Source organism: Streptomyces sp. NBC_00012, from assembly GCF_045040875.1.
Classification (GTDB): Bacteria; Actinomycetota; Actinomycetes; order Streptomycetales; family Streptomycetaceae; genus Streptomyces.
The window spans coordinates 5,150,994-5,174,885 of record NZ_CP108309.1; the positions used below are offsets into that span (position 1 = coordinate 5,150,994).

The 23,892-nt window shown below is 71.2% G+C and carries 24 protein-coding genes and 1 tRNA gene; 13 read left to right on the plus strand and 12 right to left on the minus strand.

Features of this window, described 5'->3' with window-relative positions:
• The first annotated feature begins 12 nt into the window (after positions 1–12).
• The 3 genes from OHA19_RS23750 (at position 13) to OHA19_RS23760 (ending at position 2,092) form a co-directional block, all read left to right on the plus strand.
• Positions 13–624, plus strand: coding sequence for a GNAT family N-acetyltransferase (locus OHA19_RS23750; RefSeq protein WP_405713537.1), 612 nt, complete (start codon positions 13–15; stop codon positions 622–624).
• Between the two features lie 158 nt (positions 625–782).
• A complete protein-coding gene (gene glpR / locus OHA19_RS23755) occupies positions 783–1,922 on the plus strand; it encodes a gephyrin-like molybdotransferase receptor GlpR (protein WP_405713535.1) in 1,140 nt (379 codons plus the stop codon).
• Between the two features lie 96 nt (positions 1,923–2,018).
• A tRNA-Ala gene (locus OHA19_RS23760) sits at positions 2,019–2,092 on the plus strand.
• Positions 2,093–2,487: 395 nt separating this feature from the next.
• On the opposite strand, the gene OHA19_RS23765 is transcribed toward OHA19_RS23760, so the two are convergent.
• Positions 2,488–3,474 carry an aldo/keto reductase gene (locus tag OHA19_RS23765; RefSeq protein WP_405751450.1) on the minus strand — a complete coding sequence of 329 codons (987 nt, stop codon included), beginning with the start codon at positions 3,472–3,474 and terminating at the stop codon, positions 2,488–2,490.
• Between the two features lie 180 nt (positions 3,475–3,654).
• Here OHA19_RS23765 and OHA19_RS23770 point away from each other — a divergent pair, with 180 nt between their 5' ends.
• Both OHA19_RS23770 and OHA19_RS23775 read left to right on the plus strand, forming a co-directional pair.
• Positions 3,655–4,440 (plus strand): SAM-dependent methyltransferase, encoded by a 786-nt coding sequence (locus OHA19_RS23770; RefSeq protein WP_405713531.1) that lies wholly within the window; start codon positions 3,655–3,657, stop codon positions 4,438–4,440.
• A gap of 70 nt (positions 4,441–4,510) precedes the next feature.
• Positions 4,511–5,671 (plus strand): serine hydrolase domain-containing protein, encoded by a 1,161-nt coding sequence (locus tag OHA19_RS23775; protein ID WP_405751453.1) that lies wholly within the window; start codon positions 4,511–4,513, stop codon positions 5,669–5,671.
• Between the two features lie 37 nt (positions 5,672–5,708).
• On the opposite strand, the gene OHA19_RS23780 is transcribed toward OHA19_RS23775, so the two are convergent.
• Positions 5,709–6,188 carry a GNAT family N-acetyltransferase gene (locus OHA19_RS23780; protein ID WP_405713527.1) on the minus strand — a complete coding sequence of 160 codons (480 nt, stop codon included), beginning with the start codon at positions 6,186–6,188 and terminating at the stop codon, positions 5,709–5,711.
• A gap of 50 nt (positions 6,189–6,238) precedes the next feature.
• On the opposite strand from OHA19_RS23780, the gene OHA19_RS23785 reads away from it, so the two are divergent.
• Positions 6,239–7,054 carry an exodeoxyribonuclease III gene (locus tag OHA19_RS23785; RefSeq protein ID WP_405713525.1) on the plus strand — a complete coding sequence of 272 codons (816 nt, stop codon included), beginning with the start codon at positions 6,239–6,241 and terminating at the stop codon, positions 7,052–7,054.
• Positions 7,055–7,154: 100 nt separating this feature from the next.
• Here the strand turns inward: OHA19_RS23785 and OHA19_RS23790 are convergent, their stop codons facing one another.
• A complete protein-coding gene (locus OHA19_RS23790; protein WP_405721558.1) occupies positions 7,155–7,814 on the minus strand; it encodes a MerR family transcriptional regulator in 660 nt (219 codons plus the stop codon).
• A 195-nt stretch (positions 7,815–8,009) separates the two neighbouring features.
• On the opposite strand from OHA19_RS23790, the gene OHA19_RS23795 reads away from it, so the two are divergent.
• The 4 genes from OHA19_RS23795 to OHA19_RS23810 all read left to right on the plus strand — a co-directional run bounded on the left by OHA19_RS23795 (position 8,010) and on the right by OHA19_RS23810 (position 11,733).
• Positions 8,010–9,548, plus strand: a complete 1,539-nt coding sequence (locus OHA19_RS23795) for a flavin-containing monooxygenase (protein ID WP_405713523.1) — start codon at positions 8,010–8,012, stop codon at positions 9,546–9,548.
• Complete coding sequence (locus OHA19_RS23800; RefSeq protein WP_405751456.1) at positions 9,545–10,519, plus strand: alpha/beta fold hydrolase; 975 nt, start codon at positions 9,545–9,547, stop codon at positions 10,517–10,519. Before OHA19_RS23795 ends, OHA19_RS23800 begins: the two co-directional genes overlap by 4 nt.
• Positions 10,516–11,409: an SDR family oxidoreductase gene (locus OHA19_RS23805; protein ID WP_405713520.1), complete on the plus strand. Its 894-nt coding sequence runs from the start codon at positions 10,516–10,518 to the stop codon at positions 11,407–11,409. Before OHA19_RS23800 ends, OHA19_RS23805 begins: the two co-directional genes overlap by 4 nt.
• Before the next feature lie 84 nt (positions 11,410–11,493).
• Positions 11,494–11,733: a hypothetical protein gene (locus tag OHA19_RS23810; protein WP_405713519.1), complete on the plus strand. Its 240-nt coding sequence runs from the start codon at positions 11,494–11,496 to the stop codon at positions 11,731–11,733.
• 102 nt (positions 11,734–11,835) lie between these two features.
• Here OHA19_RS23810 and OHA19_RS23815 read toward each other — a convergent pair whose 3' ends face one another.
• The 5 genes from OHA19_RS23815 to OHA19_RS23835 form a co-directional block, all read right to left on the minus strand.
• The gene (locus OHA19_RS23815) at positions 11,836–12,891 is read right to left on the minus strand and encodes a threonine/serine dehydratase (protein WP_405713517.1); all 1,056 of its coding nucleotides are present in this window, start codon (positions 12,889–12,891) and stop codon (positions 11,836–11,838) included.
• A gap of 127 nt (positions 12,892–13,018) precedes the next feature.
• A complete protein-coding gene (locus OHA19_RS23820; RefSeq protein ID WP_405713515.1) occupies positions 13,019–13,405 on the minus strand; it encodes an SH3 domain-containing protein in 387 nt (128 codons plus the stop codon).
• Positions 13,406–13,608: 203 nt separating this feature from the next.
• On the minus strand, positions 13,609–14,865 hold the full coding sequence (locus OHA19_RS23825; RefSeq protein ID WP_405751459.1) for an NAD(P)/FAD-dependent oxidoreductase: 1,257 nt from the start codon (positions 14,863–14,865) through the stop codon (positions 13,609–13,611).
• Positions 14,866–14,940: 75 nt separating this feature from the next.
• Positions 14,941–15,213, minus strand: coding sequence for a DUF397 domain-containing protein (locus tag OHA19_RS23830; RefSeq protein WP_405713511.1), 273 nt, complete (start codon positions 15,211–15,213; stop codon positions 14,941–14,943).
• On the minus strand, positions 15,194–16,045 hold the full coding sequence (locus tag OHA19_RS23835; protein WP_405713509.1) for a helix-turn-helix domain-containing protein: 852 nt from the start codon (positions 16,043–16,045) through the stop codon (positions 15,194–15,196). Before OHA19_RS23835 ends, OHA19_RS23830 begins: the two co-directional genes overlap by 20 nt.
• Before the next feature lie 117 nt (positions 16,046–16,162).
• On the opposite strand from OHA19_RS23835, the gene OHA19_RS23840 reads away from it, so the two are divergent.
• A complete protein-coding gene (locus tag OHA19_RS23840; RefSeq protein WP_405713508.1) occupies positions 16,163–16,384 on the plus strand; it encodes a hypothetical protein in 222 nt (73 codons plus the stop codon).
• A complete protein-coding gene (locus OHA19_RS23845; RefSeq protein WP_405751462.1) occupies positions 16,381–16,857 on the plus strand; it encodes an ATP-binding protein in 477 nt (158 codons plus the stop codon). The genes OHA19_RS23840 and OHA19_RS23845 overlap by 4 nt, the downstream gene beginning before the upstream one ends.
• Here the strand turns inward: OHA19_RS23845 and OHA19_RS23850 are convergent.
• The 4 genes from OHA19_RS23850 to OHA19_RS23865 form a co-directional block, all read right to left on the minus strand.
• Positions 16,794–17,696, minus strand: a complete 903-nt coding sequence (locus OHA19_RS23850; RefSeq protein WP_405751464.1) for an RNA polymerase sigma-70 factor — start codon at positions 17,694–17,696, stop codon at positions 16,794–16,796. The two genes, OHA19_RS23845 and OHA19_RS23850, sit on opposite strands and share 64 nt — an antisense overlap.
• A 27-nt stretch (positions 17,697–17,723) precedes the next feature.
• Complete coding sequence (locus tag OHA19_RS23855) at positions 17,724–18,881, minus strand: NAD(P)/FAD-dependent oxidoreductase (protein WP_405751467.1); 1,158 nt, start codon at positions 18,879–18,881, stop codon at positions 17,724–17,726.
• 157 nt (positions 18,882–19,038) lie between these two features.
• Positions 19,039–19,611 (minus strand): hypothetical protein, encoded by a 573-nt coding sequence (locus OHA19_RS23860; protein WP_405751470.1) that lies wholly within the window; start codon positions 19,609–19,611, stop codon positions 19,039–19,041.
• Positions 19,612–19,685: 74 nt separating this feature from the next.
• Entirely contained in the window at positions 19,686–22,976 is a 3,291-nt protein-coding gene (locus OHA19_RS23865; protein WP_405751472.1) for a S41 family peptidase, read from the minus strand.
• 232 nt (positions 22,977–23,208) lie between these two features.
• Between OHA19_RS23865 and OHA19_RS23870 the strand changes: the two genes are divergently transcribed.
• Positions 23,209–23,781 (plus strand): TetR/AcrR family transcriptional regulator, encoded by a 573-nt coding sequence (locus OHA19_RS23870; RefSeq protein WP_405713497.1) that lies wholly within the window; start codon positions 23,209–23,211, stop codon positions 23,779–23,781.
• The last annotated feature ends 111 nt before the right edge of the window (positions 23,782–23,892 follow it).

The window sequence follows — 23,892 nt, forward strand, 5'->3', positions numbered from 1 at the left end:
TCGACCTGGCCGGTGGTCCTCAGCGACGGCGAGATCGTGCTCCGTCCGATCAAGCTGCGCGACCAGCGCATGTGGCGCGAGGTCAACCGGCGCAACCGCGAATGGCTGCGCCCTTGGGAGGCGACCGTGCCGCCGCCCGCCCCGGGCGGGCCGATGGCCCAGCGGCCCACGTACCGTCAGATGATCCGCCACCTGCGCGCCGAGGCCAACGCGGGCCGGATGCTGCCCTTCGCCATCGAGTACGAGGGCCGGCTGGTCGGCCAGCTGACGGTCGCCGGGATCACCTGGGGCTCGATGTGCTCGGGGCACGTCGGCTACTGGGTCGACCAGGAGGTGGCCGGCCGCGGGGTGATGCCGACCGCGGTCGCCCTCGCCGTCGACCACTGTTTCCGCGCGGTCGGACTGCACCGCATCGAGGTGTGCATTCGGCCGGAGAACGCACCCAGCAGAAGAGTCGTGGAGAAACTGGGATTCCGCGAAGAGGGCCTTCGCCCGCGCTATCTCCACATCGACGGCGCCTGGCGGGACCACCTGATCTATGCGCTCACCGCCGAGGAAGTGCCCGACGGGCTGCTTCGGCGCTGGCACCGGACCCGACCTGGGACGCCACGGGAAATAAAATAAGTGTTCGATATCGATCGGCAGTTGACCAATGGCGAACGCACAATCACTCACGGTTGATCCGGACAATCGCAAAAAAAGTCCGTGATATCAGCCGGATCGTGCGACACACCGGGCCAATTGGCGGATGCCTCCGCGCAAACCCCTCTACGGTGTGAGACGTGAGCAGCAGCGGCCTCATCTACGCAGTCATCGTCGGGGCCTGGGCCGCCTACTTGGTGCCGATGTGGCTCCGCAGGCAGGACGAGCTCAACGAAGCCCGTCCGACGGAACGCTTCAGCACCGCCATCCGGCTGCTGTCCGGACGGGCGGCGATGGAGCGCCGGTATGCCAAGGAGCTGCGGGAGCGCACCGCCGAGGAGGCGGAGCCCGACGCCGACCCGGACGTCGCCACGGACCGAATGGTCTCCGTGGACGTCCGGGCCTTCGCCGCGCCCGAGGCGCGCGCCGAGGCCCGGGCGCACGACCCGGTGCGCGCGCCCGAGCGCGCCGCCGGGGAGCGACCCGCACCGGCACCCGCCCGGCGCGCACGTTCGCGCCAGGGCGGAACGGACGCCGAGCGCGTCCGGCGCGCCCAGCGCCTCCAGGTCCTCGCGCGCCGTCGGCGCACCACCGTCGTCCTCTTCCTGGCCTTCACCCTCGGCGCGGTCGTCGCGGCCGTCGGCGGCCTGCACTTCCTCTGGGCGCCCGCGGTTCCGGCCGTGCTGCTGAGTACGTACATCGTGCATCTGCGGGCCCAGGAGCGGCGCAGGTTCGCCTTCACCATGGACCGGCGCCGGGCCGAGGTGGCGGCGCAGCACCTGCGCGAGAACCGCCCCCGCAGGCACCAGCCGGACACGGCGGCACCCGCCGAGCCCGAAGAGGAGCCCGAGGCACGCCGCCCCGAGGTGCGCCGCCCCGAGCCGGAGCCCGCGCCCGCGGTCTCCCCGCAGGAGGCGGGCCGCCGGGCCCTGGTCGAGCAGACGGACCACGCGGAGTGGGTCGACCAGCAGCGCGAACGCGGCCGGGCCCAGGGCGACAGCTGGGAGCCGGTCCCGGTCCCGCTGCCGACCTACGTCACCGCCCCGGTCGCCCCGCGCGCCACCGGCGGCGTCGAGGTCGGCAACCCGGAGACCTGGAGCGCGGCCCGCTCCAGCGCCGCCGAGCCCACCCAGACGGGCACCTCGCACCCTGCGGCACCCCCGGTCGACCCGGCGCCGCGCCAGCGCACCAACCAGCCCCGTCGCACCCGCGACCGGGGCCGGACCCCGCTCTTCGACCAGTACGAGGACGGCGAGCGCCCCCGGGCCGCCAACGAGTGAGCCCCTCCGGGCCCGCCGCGCCGCCGCCTCGGCTGACCAGCGCGGACCGGATTTCCGAGCACCCCGTTCGGGGTGCTAGAGTTTCACTCGTTGCAAGGGCCTGTGGCGCAGTCTGGTAGCGCACCTCGTTCGCATCGAGGGGGTCTGGGGTTCAAATCCCCACAGGTCCACCGCACGCCAAAGCCCCTACCGGGTTCACTCGGTAGGGGCTTTGAGTTGTTGTACAGCAGCGAAGTGCAGCAACTGCTTCGGATCTTGCCGACCCAGGTGCTTGCCGAGCTTCCGCAGCGCCTTCCGCGTCGTCCCGGAGGGAACGTGCGTGTGGACCTTCGTGGTCACGGCGATCTCGCTGTGCCGAAGGATCTGCCGGCGATCCGGGGGCCGCGATCACTCGCGCCGAAGCGGCTCCCAAGTAAGCGACGGGGCAGGGGCTGGATCTTCCGCTCCCGTGCCGGAACGGACGGGATCCATGGGGAGCGCGGGTCGGCAGGGGTGAGTTCGGCCGGAGTCTGCCCAAGGCGGGGAATCCGCAGGTCGCGCACCTGATCACCCCTCGCCTCCAGGATCAGTGCACGGCGTCCAGGCGGGCCCGCTGGTCGTCCGTCAGGTCCAGGTCGACCGCCGCCAGGTTCTCCTTCAGCTGGGCCACCGACGACGCGCCGGCCAGCGGGATCACGGGCAGGTGGCCGCCGATCTGCCAGGCCAGGACGACCTGGTTGATGCCGGCTCCGGTCTCGGCGGCGATCTCGCGCAGGACCGCGAGCCGTGCGGGGGTGCCGGGGTGGTCGTAGCCCGCGGGGAGCGGCTTGTCCGTGCGGGTGTACGCGCCGGCGAGCAGCGGGGAGTACGCGACCAGGGTCAGTGCGGGCTCGGCGCGCAGGTAGCTGAGCATCTCGGGGCCGGCGTGGCCGAGGCTGCCGTCCTCGAAGAGCGGGCTGGGGATGTCGAACCGGGGGCGCAGGTGGCTGTGCTGGTACTGCAGGACCTCGTAGCCCGGCAGTCCGGCGGCGGCCGCGAGCGCGCGGGCGCGTTCCACCCGCCAGACGGCGTGGTTGCTGGCGCCCAGCAGCCCGACCGTTCCCTCGGCCACCAGCTCCCCGAACGCCTCGACGGTCTCACCGAGGGGGACGGTCCGGTCCTCGATGTGCGCGTAGAGCAGGTCGAGCCTCTCCACGCCGAGCCGTTCCCGGCTGCGCTCGGCGGCCTCGCGGACCGCCTTCGCCGACAGGCCCTCCGGGTTGTCGACGAACCCGGTGCCGGGCGCGAGCGGTTCGGCGCCGAGCTTGGTGGCGATGACTATCTCGTCGCCGATGCCGCGGCTGCGCCGCCACTTCCCGAGCAGCCGCTCGCTCTGGCCGCCGAGGCCGCCGTCGACCCAGTAGGCGTAGTTGTCGGAGGTGTCGATGAAGGTGCCGCCGGCCTCGACGAAGTGGTCCAGGACGGCGAACGAGGTCTTCTCGTCGGTGACCGACCCGAAGAGCATCGCGCCGAGCGCCAGGACGCTCACCTCGCGGCGGGTCGTGGGGTCGGTGCCGATGGTGCGGTACTTCATGAGTGTCCCCTCCGGTCACGGCCGCCGTCGTTCGGTGGCCGTGAGAAGGAGTGTGGAGGTTGAAGTGCACTTCAACGCAAGGAGGTTCCGGCCGTCGTTCCGTCGTGGGCATCACCTACGCTGAACGCGCTTACCCGCTCTCGGATTCTTCCGAATTCTCCGCACCCAGAGGAGCGCCCCGTGACGGTCGACAAGCCCGGGCTCCGGATCGACACCAGCAGGCCCCACCCCGCGCGCGTCTACGACTGGCTCCTGGGCGGCAAGGACAACTATCCGGTCGATCAGCAGGTGGGGGAGCAGCTGCCCGCGGAGGCGCGGGGCAACGCGGGGCGGAACCGGGCCTTCATGCACCGGGCCTCCGCCTGGCTGGCCCGCAACGGCGTCGACCAGTTCCTCGACATCGGCACCGGCATCCCCACCGAGCCCAATCTGCATCAGGTGGTCCAGGGCATCACACCGTCCGCCCGGATCGTCTACGCGGACTACGACCCGATCGTGCTGCGGCACGCGGAGGCGCTGCTGATCAGCAGGCCGGAGGGGGCCACCGACTACATCCACGCGGATGTGCGCAAGCCGGAGGCGATCGTCGAGCACGCCCGCAGGCTGCTGGACTTCGACCGGCCGATCGCGCTGTCCCTGATCGCGCTGCTGCACTTCCTGCCGGACGACGAGGACCCGTACGGCATCACCCGTGCCCTGGTCGACGCCCTGCCGCCGGGCAGTTTCCTGGTGCTCTCGCACGGCACGGCCGACCAGCACCCGGAGCTGAAGGACGAGACCGAGGCCACGTACAAGAAGGGGGCGATTCCGCTGCGGATGCGTACCCGGAGCGAGGTCGAGCCCTTCTTCGAGGGGCTGGAGCTCGTCGAGCCCGGACTGGTCTTCGCCACTCAGTGGTACCGCGAGGAGCCCGTGCCGGTGCAGGAGCGCAGCGGCTTCTACGTGGGTGTCGGCCGGGTGCGCTGAACCCGGGCCGATGAGTTCTCGGCGGTGCGGCGGTCCTGCTTTCCAGGTGGATGAGCGGGAAGGTGGACCGATGACCGATCTGAACGATGTCCTGAAGAAGCATGTCGGTGACGGGGCGGCGCCCGGGGCCGTGGGGCTGGTGGCCCGGGGGGACCGGGCCGAGGTGGTGGCCGTCGGGTCGGCCGACGTGGAGGGGGCGGTCCCGATGGGCCGGGACTCGATCTTCCGCATCGCGTCGATGACCAAGCCCGTCACCGCCGCCGCCGTCATGATGCTGGTCGAGGACGGCCGGATCGCACTGAACGAGCCGGTCCGGCAGTGGCTGCCGGAGCTGGCGGCACCGATGGTGGTCCGTACGCCGGCCTCCCCGGCCGACGACGTGGTTCCCGCCGACCGGGTCATCACGGTGGAGGACCTGCTCACCTTCCGGGCCGGGTACGGCTTCCCGTCCGACTTCTCGCTGCCCGCGGTCCGGCTGCTGTTCAGCGAGCTGAAGCAGGGGCCGCCGCAACCGCAGCTCGTCCCGGCGCCGGACGCGTGGATGGACGCGCTGTCCCGTATCCCGCTGCTCCACCAGCCGGGCGAGGAATGGCTGTACAACACCTGCTCCGACATTCTCGGGGTGCTGATCGCCCGGGTCTCGGACCGGTCGCTGCCCGAGTTCCTGGCGGAGCGGCTGTTCGAGCCGCTGGGCATGACCGACACCGGATTCGCCGTTCCGGCGGCGAAGGCCGACCGGTTCGCCGGTTACTACCGGGCCGATCCGGAGGGTGGCGGGCTCCTGTTGGTCGATGCCCCGGACGGGCAGTGGGCCCGCGTGCCCGCGTTTCCGTCCGGCGCCGGCGGGCTGGTCTCGACCGCCGACGACTGGTACGCCTTCGCCCGGATGCTGCTCGCCGGGGGAGACGGGGGTAGCGGGGACGGGCGCCGGGTGCTGTCGGAGGAATCGGTGCGGCTGATGACCACCGACCATCTGACGCAGGCGCAGCGCGACAGCGGCAGGCTGTTCCTGGAGGGCCAGGGCTGGGGCTACGGAGGGTCGGTGGACGTCGAGGCCATCGACCCCTGGAACGTTCCGGGGCGCTACGGCTGGGTGGGCGGCACGGGAACGGCGGGACACCTCACGCCCGCCACCGGCGCCGTCTCCATTCTGCTGACCCAGCTGGAGATGGCCGGACCGACTCCGCCCCCGCTGATGCGGGAGTTCTGGCGGTACGCCGCCGGCGCCTGACGGCCGGGCGGTACGGCCGTTGTCGGCGGCACGGCCGCTACCGCAGCGGCTTCGCGAAGCAGCGGCTGCTCTCGTACATGCGGTAGTGGCCGAACTTCTCGCACGGGGCGTAGCCACTGGAGGCGTAGAGCGCGATCGCCTCGGGCTGCCGGTCCCCGGTCTCCAGCACCATGCGGATACGGCCCGCCGCCCGCGCGTCCTCCTCCAGGGCGGCCAGGATGCGGCGGGCCAGCCCCGTGCCCCGGCCCTCGGGTATCACGAACATCCGCTTGAGCTCGGCGTCGCCGTCCGAGTAGCCCTCGTCGTTACGGTCCTGGGTGCGCCAGCCGCCGGTGGCGACGGGGCGGTCCCGCTCGTCGTAGGCGAGCAGATACAGACCGTGGGGCGGCTCGAACATCGAGGGGTCCAGCGGTGTGACATCGCCCTCGTCCCCGTACCGCTCGGCGTATTCGAGCTGCACCTGGTCGTTGAGTTTGACGGCGTCGGGGTGGTCGAAGGACCGAGGGTGGATATTCATGCGGATTAGCGTACATGTATGCGTGAGATGAATGTCGGTATCGTGCCTGGATGCTGACTGTCACCTCCGTCAATGTCAACGGGCTCCGTGCCGCCGCCAAGAAGGGCTTCGTCGAGTGGCTGGCCCGGACTGAAGCCGATGTGATCTGCCTCCAGGAGGTGCGGGCCGAGCCGCAGCAACTGCCCGAGGAGGTGCGTGAGCCGGCCGGCTGGCACACCGTGCACGCACCGGCCGCCGCCAAGGGGCGGGCCGGTGTCTCCCTCTACACGCGGCGTGCGCCGGAGCGCGTGCAGATCGGGTTCGGCGGGTTCGGGGACGCCGGGAGCGAGGAGTTCGACGCGAGCGGGCGCTATGCCGAGATCGATCTGCCGGGCGTCACGGTCGCGAGCCTGTATCTGCCCTCCGGTGAGGTCGGCACCGAGAAGCAGGACGAGAAGGAGCGGTTCATGGCCGCGTTCCTCCCGTATCTGAAGGGGCTGCGGAAGCGGGCCGCGGACAGTGGCCGCGAGGTGGTGGTCTGCGGTGACTGGAACATCGCCCACCAGGAGGCGGACCTCAAGAACTGGAAGGGCAACAAGAAGAACTCCGGCTTCCTCCCCGAGGAGCGGGAGTGGCTGACCCGGGTCTTCGGCGAGGCCGAGTACGTCGATGTCGTACGGGCGCTGCACCCCGACGAGGAGGGGCCGTACTCGTGGTGGTCCTACCGCGGGCGGGCCTTCGACAACGACACCGGCTGGCGCATCGACTACCAGGTGGCGACGCCCGGACTGGCCGGGCGCGCGGTGAAGGGCTGGGTCGAGCGGGCCGCGACGCACGCCGAGCGCTGGAGCGACCACGCGCCGGTGACGGTGGTCTTCGAACAGTAGAGCGTGCGAACGGAGAGAGTGCGGGGCGGCCCGGTCCGGGAAGCATTCCGGCGTGCGAACGGGAATGCCGGACCGGCGGCCGCCGTCGCGTGACCGCCCGTCAGGGGGTGGGGTCCCGCGGCGGTTCGCCGGTGCTCTCGCGGCGCAGTCGCCGGTCCAGCGCCATGGACAGCTCGGCGTCCATCACCGCGCGGGCCAGCGGCCGGAGCTGGGGCGGTTCGGCCTCGTCGCCGTGGCCGCCCTGGTTCTCCAGGACGCCCACGAAGAGTTCGGCGAGCGCGTCGGCGTGCTCGCGAACGCGGTGGCCGGCCGCCAGCACCGTGGCGAGCGGCACCCCTTCGCGCACCAGCTCGGAGGACACCTCCAGCAGGCGGCGGCTGATGTGGACGATCTCGTCGCCGTCGGTGGCGAGATAGCCCAGTTCGAGAGCGGCGGCCAGGTTCTCCGGGGTGGTCTCGCCCTCGAAGTAGTCCGCGAGCTGCTCGGGGGTGAGGCGCACCGGCGTCTCCTCGGTCGGCTCGCCCAGGCCCAGCACCTCGGCGACATCGCGGCCGCTCTCGAAGGTGCGGGCGAGATCGGCGATGCCGGTGAGGGTGTGGCCGCGTTCCAGCAGGCCCGTGATGGTGCGCAGCCGGGCCAGGTGGTGGTCGTCGTACCAGGCGATGCGCCCCTCGCGGCGGGGCGGCGAGATCAGTCCGCGCTCCCGGTAGAAGCGCACGGTCCGCACCGGGATGCCGGCCTCCTTGGCCAGCTCCTCCATGCGGTATTCGCGGTGCTCGCGTCCTTCAGCCACACCCGCACCCTACCGGCCTCCTCCGTGGGGGAGGCCGGTAGTTGTACCGCCGGTAACTTTCCCTCTCCGTACCCCTACCCATCGGTACGGAGCTGCTCTACTCTCCCAACAATGCCAGTGATTGCTGGCAGAGTCGTGTGACGTACCGCGGGAGGCGGCAACATGGCCCAGCACGAGCACGTACGAGTGGCGGTGATCGGATCCGGATTCGGGGGCCTCGGGGCCGCGGTCCGGCTGCGCCGCGAAGGCATCACGGACTTCGTCGTCCTGGAGCGGGCCGATTCCGTCGGCGGCACCTGGCGCGACAACAGCTATCCGGGCTGCGCCTGCGACGTACCGTCCCACCTCTACTCGTTCTCGTTCGCGCCCAACCCCGAGTGGCCGCGCACCTTCTCCGGGCAGCAGCACATCCGCGCCTACCTGGAGCATGTCGCGGACACCTTCGGGCTGCGCCCGCACCTGCGCCTCGGCCATGAAGTGACGATCACGCGCTGGGACCGCGAGGAGCTGCACTGGGTCATCGAGACGGCGAACGGGGCCGGTTTCACCGCCGATGTCGTGGTCTCCGCGAGCGGCCCGCTCTCCGACCCGAAGACGCCGGACATCCCCGGTCTCGCCGACTTCCCCGGCAAGGTCTTCCACTCGGCCCGCTGGGACCACGACGCCGATCTGGCCGGCAAGCGCGTCGCCGTGATCGGCACCGGCGCCTCCGCCATCCAGATCGTGCCCGCCATCCAGCCGGAGGTCGGCAGCCTGACGCTCTTCCAGCGCACCCCGCCCTGGGTCATGCCGCGCATGGACCGGAAGATCAGCGGCGCCGAGCGCTGGCTGCACCGCGCCCTGCCGGTCACCGGCACGGCCCGCCGCGGACTGCTCTGGGGCATACGGGAGTTGCAGGTCAGCGCCTTCACCAAGCACCCCGGCGAGCTGGGCCTGGTCGAGAAGATAGCCAAGGCCAACATGGCGCGGGCGATCAAGGACCCGGAGCTGCGGGCCAAGCTGACCCCCTCGTACCGCATCGGCTGCAAGCGCATCCTGCTCTCCAGCGCCTACTACCCGGCGCTCGCGAAGCCCAACGTGGACGTGGTCGCCTCCGGTCTGGCCGAGGTGCGCGGCTCCACGCTCGTCGCCTCCGACGGTACGGAGACCGAGGTCGACGCGATCATCTTCGGCACCGGTTTCCACGTCACCGACATGCCGATCGCCGAGCGCGTGGTGGGCGCGGACGGCATCACGCTCGCCGAGTCCTGGAAGGACGGCATGCAGGCGCTGCGCGGCGCCAGCGCCGCCGGCTTCCCCAACTTCATGACGGTCATCGGCCCCAACACCGGGCTCGGGAACTCCTCGATGATCCTGATGATCGAGTCCCAGCTGAACTACATGGCCGACTACCTGCGCCAGCTGAACGTGCTGGGCGGCCGCGTCGCGCTCGACGCGCGCACCTCGGCGGTCGGGTCCTGGAACCGCCGCGTCCAGGAGCGGATGAAGCGCACCGTGTGGAACACCGGCGGCTGCAACAGCTGGTACCTGGACGCCAACGGGCGCAACACCACGGTCTGGCCGGGCACCACCGCCGATTTCCGCAGGGCGACACGGGCCGTCGACCTCTCGGAGTACGAGGTCGTGCGGATACCGAAGCAGGCCACCGCCGCGAAGGAACCGGCGGCCGGGAAGGCCGTCGCAGAGGAGGTCGTGGGATGAGCTGGCTGCTGCGGCGCGACGGCGCCCCGCCGGTCCCCGCGCGCGAACTCACGGTGCGCTCCGCCGACGGCGCCCGCATCCACGTCGAGGTGCACGGGCGGGACGGCGCTCCCGCCGTGGTCCTCGCGCACGGCTGGACGTGCAGCACCCGCTTCTGGGACGCGCAGATCAGGGACCTCGCGGTGGACCACCGGGTCGTCGTCTACGACCAGCGGGGCCACGGCGGTTCGCCCGCGGTCGCCCCCGGCGGATACAGCACCGACGCCCTCGCCGACGACCTGGAAGCGGTGCTGGCCGCCACCCTGGAACCGGGTGAGAAGGCCGTGCTCGGCGGGCACTCCATGGGCGGCATGACGATCATGGCTGCAGCCCGGCGGGCCGGGCTGCGCGAGCACGCGGCCGCCGTACTGCTGTGCAGCACCGGGAGTTCGCGGCTGCCCGCCGAGTCGGTGGTGGTACCGACGCGGGCCGGGTCGGTGCGGACCCGGATGACCCGGGCGGTCCTCGTGGCGTCGGCCCCGCTGGGACCGGTCACGCCGATTACCCGGCGGGTGCTCAAGTACGCCACGATGGGAGCGGGGTCGGCTCCGGAGCGGGTCGAGACCTGTGCCCGGATCGTGCACGCCTGCCCGAGGAAGGCCAGGGCCGCCTGGGGACGGGTTCTCGCGGACCTCGATCTCGACGCTGGCGTACGGGAGTTGCGGGTGCCCACGGCGGTGGTCGCGGGCACGGCGGACCGGCTCACCCCGATCGGGCACGCCCGGTCCATAGCGGCCGCGCTGCCCGAGGGCCTGGGGCTCACCGAACTGACGGGCCAGGGCCACATGACACCGGTGGAGGCGCCGGAGGCGGTCACGGCGAAGATCCGGGAGCTGGTCACCGCGTACCTCCCGGTAGGCGCGAGCGCGGGTACGGGTACGGGTACGGGTACGGACGGCACGGGTACGGCCGAGAAGGAGGAGGTCGCATGAGCGGCAGGCGGAGTCTCGAAGGACAGGTCGTCGTCGTCACGGGCGCGGCGCGCGGCGTGGGTGAACTGCTGGCCCGCAAGCTCTCGGCGCGCGGCGCGAAGCTCGCGCTGGTCGGCCTGGAGCCGGACGAGCTGAAGAAGGTCTCCGAGCGGCTGCACTCGGAGAGCGACCACTGGTTCGCGGACGTCACCGACCACGAGGCGATGGCGCGGGTCGCCCAGGAGGTCAAGGCGCGGTTCGGGAAGATCGACGTCGTCGTCGCCAACGCCGGGGTCGCGGCGGGCGGACCGTTCGTCGACTCGGACCCGGAGGCGTGGCGTCGGGTCATCGAGGTCAACCTGATAGGCGGCGCGGTGACCGGGCGGGCGTTCCTGCCGGTGCTGATGGAGAGCCGCGGCTACTTCCTCCAGATCGCCTCGCTCGCGGCCATGACGCCGGCGCCGATGATGACCGCGTACTGCGCGTCCAAGTCGGGCGTGGAGGCGTTCGCGCACAGCCTGCGGGCCGAGGTCGCCCACCGGGGCGTGAAGGTCGGGGTCGGCTACCTGTCCTGGACCGACACCGACATGGTGCGGGGCGCCGACCAGGACGACGTGATGCGGGAACTGCGCCAGCGGCTGCCCTGGCCGGCCAACCGCACGTACCCGCTGGGCCCCGCCGTCGACCGGATCGTCGCCGGTGTCGAGCGCCGGTCCCCACACGTGTACGCCCAGTGGTGGCTGCGCGGGATGCAGTCGGTGCGGGGCTACCTGCCCTCGCTGATCGGTGTCGTCGGCCAGCGGGAGGTCCGCAGGTTCGGCTCGCGGCTGGACAGCGTGAGCAAGGGGCTCGTGGGCGCCGGGGGCGCCGCTGACCAGGACGCGAGGGCGGCGGCTACGCAGCGTAAGTGATCGACATGCGGTGGGTGCCGGCTCCTGCGACGCTGAACGAGGTCCTCACGGACCGCCCCCAAGCATCCACTAGGAGTGAACAGCATGGGTATCGCAGACCAGTTCAAGGACAAGGCGCAGGCCCTCGCCGACCAGGCGAAGAAGGCCGGCGAGGGCCGCACGGAAGGCCAGGAGCGGACGCGCACCGAAGGCCAGGAGCGGACGCGCACCGAAGGCCGGGAGCGGATGCAGAACGTGTCCGAGCGGGCCTCGAAGACGTCGCAGCAGGGCCGTGACAAGGCCCGGGGCGCTGCGGACGAGCTCCGCGAGCGCCGCGAGCGCTGACCGGCGATCGCGACACCGCGCATTGTCTGTGAGGGGCGCGCCCGGATCTCCGGGTGCGCCCCTTTCGCGCGGCGCGGGCCGGGGCCTTCGGTGGTGCCGGTCTCAGTTCTCGGGAGCCGGACGCACCAGATCGCCCGGGTCGGTGTTCGCCCCGCACAGCACCACGGCGATCCGCTCGCCGTCGCGCGGCCGGTAGCCGCCGCCCGGCTCCGCCGGCCCGTCCGGAAGGTCCGGTGCGGTGAGCGCGGCCAGCGCGGTGGCGGCCGCGTGCTCGACGGCGACGCGGCGGTGGTCCCACAACGCCTGGCGGGCGCGGGCGATCTCGCCGTCCGGCACCAGGACGGAGCGGACGTCGTTCTCGCGGGCGGCGTGCAGGGCCAGGGTGGTGGCCCGTCGGGCGCCGAGGGCGTCGATGGCGATCGAGTCGACGGGGACGTCGACCGGCCGGCCGGCTTCCAGCGCGGCGTTCAGCGCCCGGCAGTTCTCCGGTTCGACGGCGACCGTGCGGACCTTGTGGTGCCGGGCGGCGGTGGCGACACCGGCGAACAGGCCGCCGCCGCCGACCGAGACCACCACGGTGTCCAGGCCAGGGATACGGGCGTGGATCTCCTCCAGCAGGGTGCCGGCCCCGGCGGCGATCAACGGGTGGTCGTAGGCGTGCGCGGCGAGCGCGCCGGACGATACGGCGAACTCCTCGCACGCTTCGAGGGCTTCGGCGTACTCCGCGCCGACGATCCGCACGTCCGCCCCGTAGCCGCGCAGCTTGGCGATCTTCACCGCCGGGGCGACGCTCGGCAGGAACACCGTGGCGCGTACGCCCTGCTGCTGGGCGGCCCACGCGCAGGCCAGCCCGGCGTTGCCACCGGAGGCGATGGTGACCCCCGCGTCCGGCAGGGTGCCTGCCTCGCGGTGGGCCTGGATGAAGTTCTGCGCGCCGCGCGCCTTGAAGGAGCCGGTGTACTGCATGAACTCCAGGGCGAACCAGACCTCGTAGGGCTGCTCGCCCCGGCCGCCGAGGGGGCGCCCCTCGCGGATCGCTCCCGGCGCCACGGGCGCGACGGTGACCGGGCGGATGCGCCCGGCGGTCCGCTCGGTGGCGGCCTTGATGTCGTCGTACGTGAGGTCGTTGCCGAACAGGTCCGTGTCCCGGTCGCCCATGTCGTCTCACTCCCGTGGTCGCTGAATCAGTCAGCTTATGCAGCGGCCGGCTCGGAAGTGGGTCCGGCCCTGCCCGACGGCGCTCGCCGCGCTGTCACCGGCGGCCGTCGGGGGGCGCCAGATATCCTCAGCAGGGCTTGGTGGAGCCGAATTCGTCGAGGTTCCTGTCATAGATCCAGCCGCTGTACTCCCGGCCGTCGAAGCGGTTGTACGCCCGGACGTGACTCCAGGTGTTCCCCGCGCTGTTGACGGTGTAGCAGTGCAGGTAGACATCGAAGTTCCAGTCGGGCCTGCCCACCACGCCACAGCCTTCGTTGGGGCCGGTCCTGACGGGAGCCCCTTCAAGCAGCTCGTAGCGCACGTGATCCACCCCCGCGTCCTTGTTGGACCAGCTGGGATGAGTGCAGGTCGCTGCCGTATTGACGTCCGCGACCGCAGCGGGCGCGAATCCGATCCCCGCCCCCAGGAACAGCAGGGACAGGCCCGTCGTCAGGCATCGGCGCATGGATTTCATATCGAATCGAACCCTTCCAGGAGGAACACTTCCCTGACCATCTGCACGCGGTCGCGCACACGCTCCCACCGAATCCCGTGTGACTGCGGAGAGTTGAGCGGAATCTGAGGTGCGGAGCACTCGTCTCCGCAGTCGTGAGACCGGCAGGAACCATGCGTGACCGATCAAGGGAATCCTGAGCCTGCCTTCCCGCGCGCCCGCCGTCAGCGGTGCTTGATGTTGACGACCAGAGCCCTGGCGACGGCCGTCGGCTTCAGAAATCCCAGCGGACCGATCAGACGGGCTGCGAACAGGTACATGTGCCGCGCCATCGATGTGTCGCGCGCCGCCGCCGCGAACATCAGCCGTTCCATGGCTTTGAACGGGCGGGACTTGGCGTAGTCGGCGGCCAGCTGCTGGTGGCCGGTCAGCCTGCGCCGGTGCGTGCGCGCGTACGCGGTGAGGGATGCGTCGAGGTCTTCCCGCAGCCCGGTCGCGGCCGGGGCGACCGCCTCGGTCAGCCATTGCGCGGTCTGCAGGGCCCACCCGCATCCCACGCCCCACAGCGGGTCACTGGTCAGGGCCGCGTCGCCGATGAGCGCGACGCCCGGTGCGGTCGGCCTGCGGGTGTGGAGCGGGTAGTCGACCGTGCCGATGATCTTCGACACTCGTTCGGCGGAGTCGATGGGCGGTGCCTCGGGCAGAGCGCGGACGAATTCGAGGAAGCTGCCCTCCAGATCCTCCTTGAAGGCCGGCAGCCGCTTCTTGTCCGGGAGCACCGCGAGGACCGTCACCCCGTCGTCGTTCGGGAACGCGTACGCCATGTCGGGTTCGAGGAACCAGGCCTGGCCGATCCCGCCGGGCAGTGGAAGGCCGCGGAAGTGCGCGAGATAGCCGAACCGCCCGTTCTCGTACTGCTTGGTGGGCATCTCGGCGAACTTCGCCACCGCCGAGTCCTTGCCATCGGCGCCGACCACGAGGCGGGCCCGGATCTCGCGCTCGCCCTCCGGCGTCGACGCCCGCACCCCCACGGTTCGCCCGGCCTCCCGGACCAGCCCGGTCACGCGGTGACCGAGGAGCAGATCGACACCGGGGGTCTCCACCGCACGGGCCCTGATCAACGGGTCGAGAGTGCTGCGCCGGACGTTGTACCCGTGCGGCAGGTCGGGGCCGTCCGATGGGGCATTCGGCTCGATCCATCCCCAACGGGTATGCCAGCGGGCGTCGTTGCGGACGGCCCCCGCCTCTTCAAGAGCCGGGACGAGGCCGAGCTCGTCCAGCACCGGGTAGGCGTTGGCCGTGATGGAGTGGGTGCAGAGCACCTTGTACGCCTCGGGGTCCGAGCGGCGCTCCAGCAGTGCGACGCGGACGCCGCGTCGAGCGAGCAGGATCGCGGCGGTGCTGCCGGCGAGGCCGGATCCGCTGATGACGACGTCGTAGTCGGGTTCCGCGCTCTCGGGCTTGGTCAGGTTGTCAGGCACATGGCCGATAGTGTCCTGTTCCCCGGCCTTTCGACCAGGGAACGCGGAAGCCCGTGGGGCACGGGCTTCCCGGGGTCAGGACGCCTTGACGGCCTCGACGAACGGCGTCCACGCGGACGCGGGGATGACGAGCACGGGTCCTTCGGGGCGCTTGGAGTCGCGGACGGGGACGAGGTCTTGATGGCCGTCCGCGACTTCGACGCAGTTGCCGCCCGAGGTGTTGCTGTGGCTGCTCTTGCGCCAGCGGGCGAACTCCTGGGCGACTTCGAGGCAGTTGCCACCATCGCCATTGCTGTGGCTGCTCTTGCGCCAGGTGGCAGCGCTGAGATCAAGAACGATGCTGGCCATTCCGGTACTCCTCAGCCACCTTCTCGATCAGTTCGAGGGACGCCTCTGGCGGCAAGGCGGCGGCCCTGAGCCGATCGTATGCCTTGCGGTAGCGCATGACGATGGACGGATCGTCGATGGTCTGTCCGTGGTACGAGCCCTCGGTGTAGAGCAGCGGTGGCTCGTTGTCGAAGTCCATGAGAAAGAGCGGCAGCTCTGTAAGCGCCCGGGTCGGGCCGTTCCACGGAAGGATTTGTGCAACGACGCGGCGGCGCCGTACCAGGGTGGTGATGTGTTCCAACTGCTCGGCCATCTCCACAGGCGGGATGATGGAATGGCGGATCAGGGCCTCGTGCAGGATCACCCAATACTCGGGCTTCTTGGGGTTGTCGAAGAGCCGGGCTCGTTGCAGTCGAGCGTCGATCTTGGCTTCGACCTCCTCCGGCGTGTCCAAAGTGTGCGCGGAGCGGATGACGGCGTCGGCGTACGACCTGGTCTGAAGTAGCCCCGGGATCAGCGTGCCGGACCACTCGGCGATGGCCCGGGCCCGCGTCTCCGCCTCCACGACCCCAGCGAAGTACGAGGAGTGGGCGCCCTGCTTGGCCTTCCGCACGTCCCCGCACCGCCGGCCGAAGAACCCGTCCGTCCCCAGCACCCGGTCCACGTGCTGGGCCAGATCTTCGGGCATCCGGCGGTGGCCGTGCTCGATCTCGCTCAGGTACGTGATGCCGTAGAAGCTGCCGTCCACCAGCTTCTCCAGGGTCAGGCCCGCCTCCTCCCGCTTGAAGCGGAGTTCCTTGCCGTAGAACTGGGGGACGCCCGCCGAGCCGTCGATCTCCTTGCGTGTGGCCACTGTTGACCGCCTTTCGCGCTGTGCGTTGTGGAGCGGGAAGTCCTTTCACGGTAGAGGCCGGTGCGGCAGCGTGTGAGGGGTTCGTCACAGTCGGCAACGAAAGGTGGACTTCCCCCCATGGACGACATCTACGGCTTCACCGGCCACGACATCGGTCCGGACATCGACGAGCTCCGTGCCGTGCTCGCCGCGCACGGCATCACCCTGCCCTCGCTCGGTGTCGATCCGCTGACCCTCGCCGCGAGGTCGACCCGGCCGCCGCTGGTCTCGCTCGGGAACTGCAATGTGGCGACCGCGCGCCGGATGGCCGAGGTGTTGCGTTCGGCGGCCGGGGGATGAGCCCGTTGCCGATCGCGGTGGACCTGCTCGCCGTGCCGAAGGCCGTACCGGAGATGCGGCGCACCCTGCGGGAGCGGTGCGGGGGTGTGGACTCGCCCGATCTGCTGCTCTGCGTCAGCGAGTTGCTGACCAATGTGATCGTGCATCTCGGGGAGGGGACGCCGGTCACGCTCCGGGTCAGCGGTACGCGTACCGGCAGGGTCAGGGTCGAGCTGAGCGATCCCGAGCCGTGTGCCTGGCCCGCGCTGCGTACCGCGTCCGGCGGTGACGAGTCGGGGCGGGGGCTGGTGCTCGTTGACGCGTTGGCGCTGCGGTGGGGGATCGAGCAGCGGCCGTACGGGAAGACGGTCTGGTGCGAGCTGCGGGCCCCCGGCCCGCTCCTCGCCGAGGGGCGGACCGGTGAAGGGGGTCAGCGCAGGGTGAGCGGGGTCTCGGAGTCGACGCGGGTCAGCTTCTCCGGGTTGCGTACGTAGTAGAGGCCGGTGATGTGGGCATCCTCGATCCGGAACGCCACGACGCCGTCGATCTCGCCGTCCAGGCGCAGCAGGAACGCCGGGTTGCCGTTGGCCAGGGTGGGGCTGATGGTGATCGTGGCGGTGTTCTTGCCGGTTCCTCCGACGAGGTAGCGGGCCACCTTGTCGGCGCCGATGATCGGCCGCCGCGCGGCCTGCTTGATGCCGCCGCCGTCGCCGAGGAGGACCACGTCGGGGGCGAGCACGTCGAGGAGGCCCTGGAGGTCCCCGGTCTCCAGGGCGCGCCGGAACGAATCCACCGCCGCCCGGGACACGCTCGCCGAGACCGCCGCACGGGGGCGGCGGGCGTCGACGTGGCGGCGGGCACGGTGCGCGATCTGGCGGACGGCCGCGGGGGTCTTCTCGACGGCGGCGGCGATCTCGTCGTAGTCGACGGCGAAGACCTCGCGCAGCACGAAGACGGCGCGCTCCGTCGGCGACAGGGTTTCCAGGACGAGCATCAAGGCCATCGACACGCTCTCGGCGAGTTCGACGTCCTCGGCCACGTCCGGCGCGGTGAGCACCGGTTCGGGAAGCCAGGGGCCGACGTACGCCTCCTTGCGGCGCGACAGCGTGCGCAGCCGGTTGAGCGACTGCCGGGTGGTGATCCGGACCAGGTAGGCGCGCTGGTCCTGCACCTTTTCCTGGTCGACCCCGACCCATCGCAGCCAGGTCTCCTGGAGGACGTCCTCCGCGTCGGCCGCCGATCCGAGCATTTCGTAGGCGACGGTGAAGAGCAGGTTGCGATGGGCGACGAAGGACTCGGTCGCCGGGTCGGTGGTGGCGTGGTCGTCGTTCACTTCATGCCTCTCTTCGGCTCCCGGTCTTCAGGCCGTTCGCCCGGCGGTGGCCGGTGCCTTGCCCGGTTCGGGGCGCGGGCCGCTCCTGCGTGCCTCGTTCACCAGCTGCTTGACGGTGGCCCTGCAGACGATCTCCTTGAGCTTCGCACCGGGGCGGCCACCGAGGTACAGCGGGTTCGCGCGGTCGTCCATCGAGGCGAACTGGAAGAACCCGGTGCCGCGGCCCAGGCTCATGCACTGGCCGGCGAACCGCACCTTGAGGGGCGCGGGTTGCTCGCCCGCGATCCGGCTGAGCACCGTGCGGGCGGCGCGCGAGCCCAGCTGGCCCGCGGCCTGGCAGCTCATCCGGAACGGTGCGTCGGCCGGTGCCGCCGCGTCCCCGGCCGCGACGATGCGCGGGTCGTCCACGCTCGTCAGGGTCTCGTCGGTGCGCAGGCGGCCCACGGCGTCGGTGCTCAGCCCGCTGCGGGCGGCCAGGTCCGGCACGCTGAATCCGGCGGCCCAGACGGTGACCCGGCTGGGGAGTTCGCGGCCGTCGTCGAGCCGTACGGCATCACGGGTCACGGCGGCCACCCGCGCGCCGGGGCCCTCGATCACGGTCACACCGAGTGCGGCGAGGGTCCGGGCGACCGAGCGGCGGCCCCGGGGGTGCAGATACGGGCCGAGCACCTCGCCGCAGACCAGGGTCACCGCCCGTCCCTCCTCCGCCAGTTCGGCGGCGGTCTCGATGCCGGTCGGGCCCGATCCGACCACGGTCACCGGGGCCGTCGCGGGTGCCGCGTCGACCAGCGGGCGCAGCCTCCGCGCCTCCTCCAGGGTGGCGATCGGGTGGGCGAACTCCGCCGCGCCGGGCACGTCCGGTTCGGCGCTGCCGCTGCCCACCGCGTAGATCAGGTAGTCGTAGCCGACCGTGGAGCCGCCCGTCAGTTCCACACCGCGCCCGGCCGCGTCGATCGTCGCCACGCTGTCGACCACCAGCCGGATGTTCCCGGCCAGGACCTCCCCGTAGTCGACGACGGCGTCATTGCTGCCGCCGACCAGCTGGTGGAGGCGGATGCGCTCGACGAAGTCGGGGCGCGGGTTGATCAGCGTCACGGTCACGTCGGCCTGCTGGGCCAGCCGGTTGGCGGCGGTGACGCCCGCGTAACCTCCGCCGATCACGACCACGCCGGTGTTCTTGTTCATGGTGTGTCTCCGTCCGTTCCGTTGCCTGCTTTCGGCATCAAGACACCGGACGGAGAGGAGCTGTGACAGGGCGTGAGCCAGATCACGCCCGACTCGGTGACAGGGGCGGACGCCGCCGGTCCGGGATCCGCTGCAACCGGGTCAGCACGTGGCTAAATCACCAAACAGACAGGTCCTGTCCGTTTGCGTAGATCAGATGTCCACCACGGACGTCCGTCGGGAAGATCCCGCCCAGGGAGAGCCCGTTGCCCGTGCCGCCTCGCGCCCACGGCGAGTCGTGGTAGCCGACCGCGTTGACCACACGAACCTTGAAGTCGACGTTGTTGGGGGTGTACCCGTTGACCCAGAGGTTGTCAGCAGTGGCGTGGAGCGCAACCCAGTCGCCGCTGTACCACTTGGACCCCGTGTAGCTGATAGTGCATGAAAGGTCTCCCCCTACCCACACTTCTTGGGGGCAGGGCTGCGATTCGGCCCCCTGGATCCCCGTCGGCGAGGCTGTCGCTTGGCCTGCCAGGGGCAGCGCCAGCATGGCGAGTGCGACAAGGGGGATCACGGACTTTCTCACTGTTTCACCCATCTGTTGGTGCCGGTTGTACCGGCGGGCGCGCATCATCCTGACCTTGTGCGCCGGGTGGCAGCGAAGAGAATCGGTGTTTGGCCCGAAACCGCCAAGTATTGGCTGTCGCAGGGTGGTTGACGTGAAAACGGTCGTGTGCCGGATGTGGTCCATGGGCGAGCACTCGTGCGCGCCGGCCCCGCACTCCGAGGAGTCCGCCGACCCGGGCGCCCGCCGCGGACGGTCCGCTACCGCGGCGGCAACGGCGGCCGTCGCCGGTCCGGGACGTCGTCGTACGTCGGTGGGGTGGCCGCCGGCTGGGCGGCCAGCAGGTCCAGGGCCACCCGTACCGCGTCATCGAGTACCGCGTACCGTCCCTCCGCCCAGTCGAGGGGGGTGCGCAGTGCCTCCAGGTCCGGTTCGACGCCGTGGTTCTCGACCGACCAGCCGTAGGTGTCGAACCACGCCGCGTTCATCGGCACCGTGATGACCGTGCCGTCGCCCAGCCGGGTCCGGCCGGTCATGCCGACCACGCCGCCCCAGGTCCGCTGGCCCACCACCGGGCCGAGCTTCAGCAGGCGGAACGCGGCGGTGATCATGTCGCCGTCGGAGGATGTCGCCTCGTCGGCCAGGGCGACCACCGGCCCCCGGGGCGCGTTGGAGGCGTAACTGACCGGCTGGGCGTTGCGGGTCAGGTCCCAGCCGAGGATCGTGCGGGTCAGCTTCTCGACCACCAGCTCGCTGATGTGACCGCCCGCGTTGCCGCGCACGTCGACGATGAGAGCCGGCCGGGACACCTCTAGGCGCAGGTCCCGGTTGAACTGGGCCCAGCCCGATCCGCCCATGTCGGGGATGTGCAGATAGCCGCACTTGCCGCCGCTCAACTCCCGTACGACTTCCCGGCGTTTGGCCACCCAGTCCTGGTAGCGCAGCGGCCGTTCGTCGACCAGCGGTACGACGGCGACGCGGCGGGGGCGGCCCTCGTCCCCGGCCGGGCGGAAGGTCAGCTCGACGGTGGTGCCGCCCGCCGCCGTGAGGAGCGGGTAGGGGCCGGTCACCGGATCGACCGGGCGGCCGTCGACATGGGTGAGTACCGCGCCCTCCCGGACGCCCGTACCGGCCAGCGGGGAACGGGCCTTGGAGTCGGAGGAGTCGCCCGGCAGGATGCGCCGGACCATCCACTCGCCGTCCCGGCACACCAGGTTCGCGCCGAGCAGGCCGATCGCCCGCTGGTAGTGCGGCGGGCCCTCGTTGCGGCGGGCCGGGGTCACGTACGCGTGCGAGGTGCCCAGTTCGCCCAGGACCTCGCGCATCAGATCGGCGAACTCGTCGGGGGAGGCGACCCGTTCGACCAGCGGGCGGTACTGGTCGAGCACCGCCGTCCAGTCGATGCCGCACATGTCCGGCTCCCAGAAGTAGGAGCGGATGATGCGGCCGCCCTCCTCGTACGCCTGCCGCCACTCCGCCGCCGGGTCGACCTCGTGCAGAATGCGGCGCAGGTCCAGGTAGACGGTGGTGTCGCTGTCGCCGGTCTCGGTGGCGGGTACGGCGCGCAGCTCGCCCTCGTCCATGACGACCAGCCGGGTCGCGTCGCCGCTGACCGCGAACCAGTCGAGATGGGCGACCAGTTCGGTCTTCCGGGCCTTGGTGATGTTGAAGTGTTCGAGGGTGGGGCGGCCCGACATGTCCGCCGGGTTGGCGAAGGTCTCGCCGAGCGCGCCGGAGATCGGCCAGCGCAGCCAGACCAGCCCGCCGCCGCTCACCGGGTGCAGGGCCGAGTACTTGGACGCGGAGACCGGGAAGGGTGTCACCCGGCTCTCCAGGCCTTCGAACTCCACGGTGACCGTCGACGGGCCCTCGCCCGTGCCGAGGTCGGCGGTGTCGTCGGCCGGGTCGAGACCGCCCGCCGCCGGGCGGCCCTCGGGGGAGAGGGCGAAGGGGGAGGGGGTGGCGGAGGAGAGCGGCACCAGGTACGGGCGGCAGCCCAGCGGGAAGGAGAGATCGCCGGTGTGGACGTCGTACACAGGGTCGAAGCCGCGCCAGGAGAGGAAGGCGAGATAGCGGCCGTCGCCGGTGAAGACGGGGTTCTCGTCCTCGAAGCGGCCGTTGGTGACATCGACGATCACGGGCGCTCCGGTGCCCAGGATGCGGGCCAGCTTGATCTGGCGCAGCGAGCGGCCGATCCCGGGGTGCGACCAGGTCAGCCAGGCGCCGTCCGGGGAGAACGCCAGATCGCGGACCGGGCCGTTGATCGAGCGGATCAGCTCGGTGGGTGCGGTGGTGGGGATCTCCTCGTCCGTGTCCAGGAGCAGCAGCCGCCCGTCGTTCGTCGCGATGGCGAGGCGTTCGCCGTCCGGGTCGGCGATCAGCTCCTGCACCCTGCCGAGCTGCCCGGAGGCCAGCCGGCGCGGCTCACGGTCGCCGCTGGCGCGCGGCAGGTAGGCGATCTCGATCGCGTCCTCGCCGTCGGCGTCGGTGACGTAGGCGACCTGGCCGCCGCTGCCGAGCATCTCGGGCAGCCGGACCCGGACGCCGGGGGTGTCGGCGATGGTGCGGGCGGGGCCGTCGCGGTGGGTGAGCCAGTACAGGCTGCCGCGTACGGTGACCGCGCTGGCCCGGCCCGTCTCGTCCACGGAGAGCGAGTCGACGTTGCTGGCGGCCGGGACCTGGTGGACACGCCGTCCGGTGCGCGGCCCGCCGAGCCGGACCTCCAGCTTGCGCGGCACCGCGTCCGGCGAGGCCAGGTCGTCCACCAGCCACAGATCGCCCGCGCACTGGTAGACGACCCGGTGCCCGTCGCTGGAGGCGTGCCGGGCGTAGAAGGCGTCGTGGTCCGTGTGGCGGCGCAGGTCGCCGCCGTCGGGACGGCAGGAGTAGAGATTGCCGACGCCCTCGTGGTCGGAGAGGAACGCGATCCGGCCGCCGACGAACATCGGTGAGGCGAGATGACCGCCGATGCCCGGCAGCAGCCGCTTGCCGTGCAGCCAGAGCCGGCCGGTCGCACCGCCCCGGTACCGCTTCCAGGCGGCCGGTTCGTGCGGCGGGGTGCCGGTCAGGAGCAGGGTGCGCCGCTCGCCGTCGATGTCGGCGACCGCGATGTCGGCGACCGGGCCCCAGGGCAGCTTGCCGCCGGGGCTGCCGTCGGTGGGGACGCTGTAGGCCCAGGAGATATGCGAGAACGGCTGGTTGTGCGAGGACACGGCGAGGATGTGGGCGGCGTCCGGAGGGTCGGGGGTCCAGCCGCAGACCCGGGTGTCCGTCGAACCCCAGTAGGTGAGCCGGCGGGCCGGGCCGCCGTCCACCGGCGCGAGATGGATCTCGGGATCGAGGCTGCGCCAGGTCGTGTACGCGATGCGGCTCCCGTCGGGTGAGAAGCGCGGATGGCTGACACGGGTCCGGTCGATGGTCAGCCGCCAGGCGCGGCCGGGCCGCTCCCCCTCGGGCGCGAGGGGGGCGACCCACAGGTCGTCCTCGGCCGCGAAGCAGAGCAGATCGTCGTGGAGGTGCGGGAAACGGAGATACGCGACGTCGTCACTCACCCTCCAATGCTTTCCGTGTGGGAGGGCCCCGGCAACTCGTGGTGCGGGACGAGTTGTGGCGCGGAACACAAGCGAAACGATTTCGTTTCGCTGGGAGGGCGGGGTACCGTCGATGTGTACGAAACAGTTTCGTTCGATTGACTGGTGTGCGAGCAGCAGAGGCTCACGTACGAGCAGCAGATGCCGGCGTACGCGCACCAGAAGTGCGAGCATCCGAACAGGAGGTCGAGACATGGCGCGCACCCGGCTCACGCCCGAGCGTGAGAGCGAGCTGTACGCCGCCGTGCTCGACCTGCTCCGCGAGGTCGGTTACGACGCCCTGACCATGGACGCCGTCGCCGCTCGCACCCGTTCCAGCAAGGCCACCCTCTACCGCCAGTGGGGGAGCAAGGCCGAGCTGGTCGTCAAGGCTCTGCGGCACAACAAGCCGGTGTCCCTCGAAGAGATCGACACCGGGACGTTGCGCGGCGACTTCCTCGCCGTGCTGAACCGCAGCGACGACTGTCAGATGGAGAAGGACTCCGCGCTGATGCGGGGCCTGAGCCATGCCGTCCACGAGAATCCCGATCTGTACCAGGCCCTGCGCGACCTGCTGATCGAGCCGGAGATGACCGGTCTCGACCAGCTGCTGCGTCGAGCCGTGGACCGGGGTGAGGTGCGTCCGGACAATCCGGCGCTGAAGTACGTGCCGCACATGCTGATCGGCGCCTTCGCCGCCCGGCAGCTGGTCGAGGACCGCTCGGTCGACCAGGCGTTCCTCAACGATTACGTCGAATCCGTGGTCTTCCCCGCCCTCGGAGTCTGACTCCCCGGGCCGCCCCGCGCGGCCGGCCCCCTTCGTACGGCCCCCTCCGTACGGCTCCTCCCCGAGCCCCACCTGACACGCCGCTTTCGTCGTCGGGCCGGTTCCGCACGC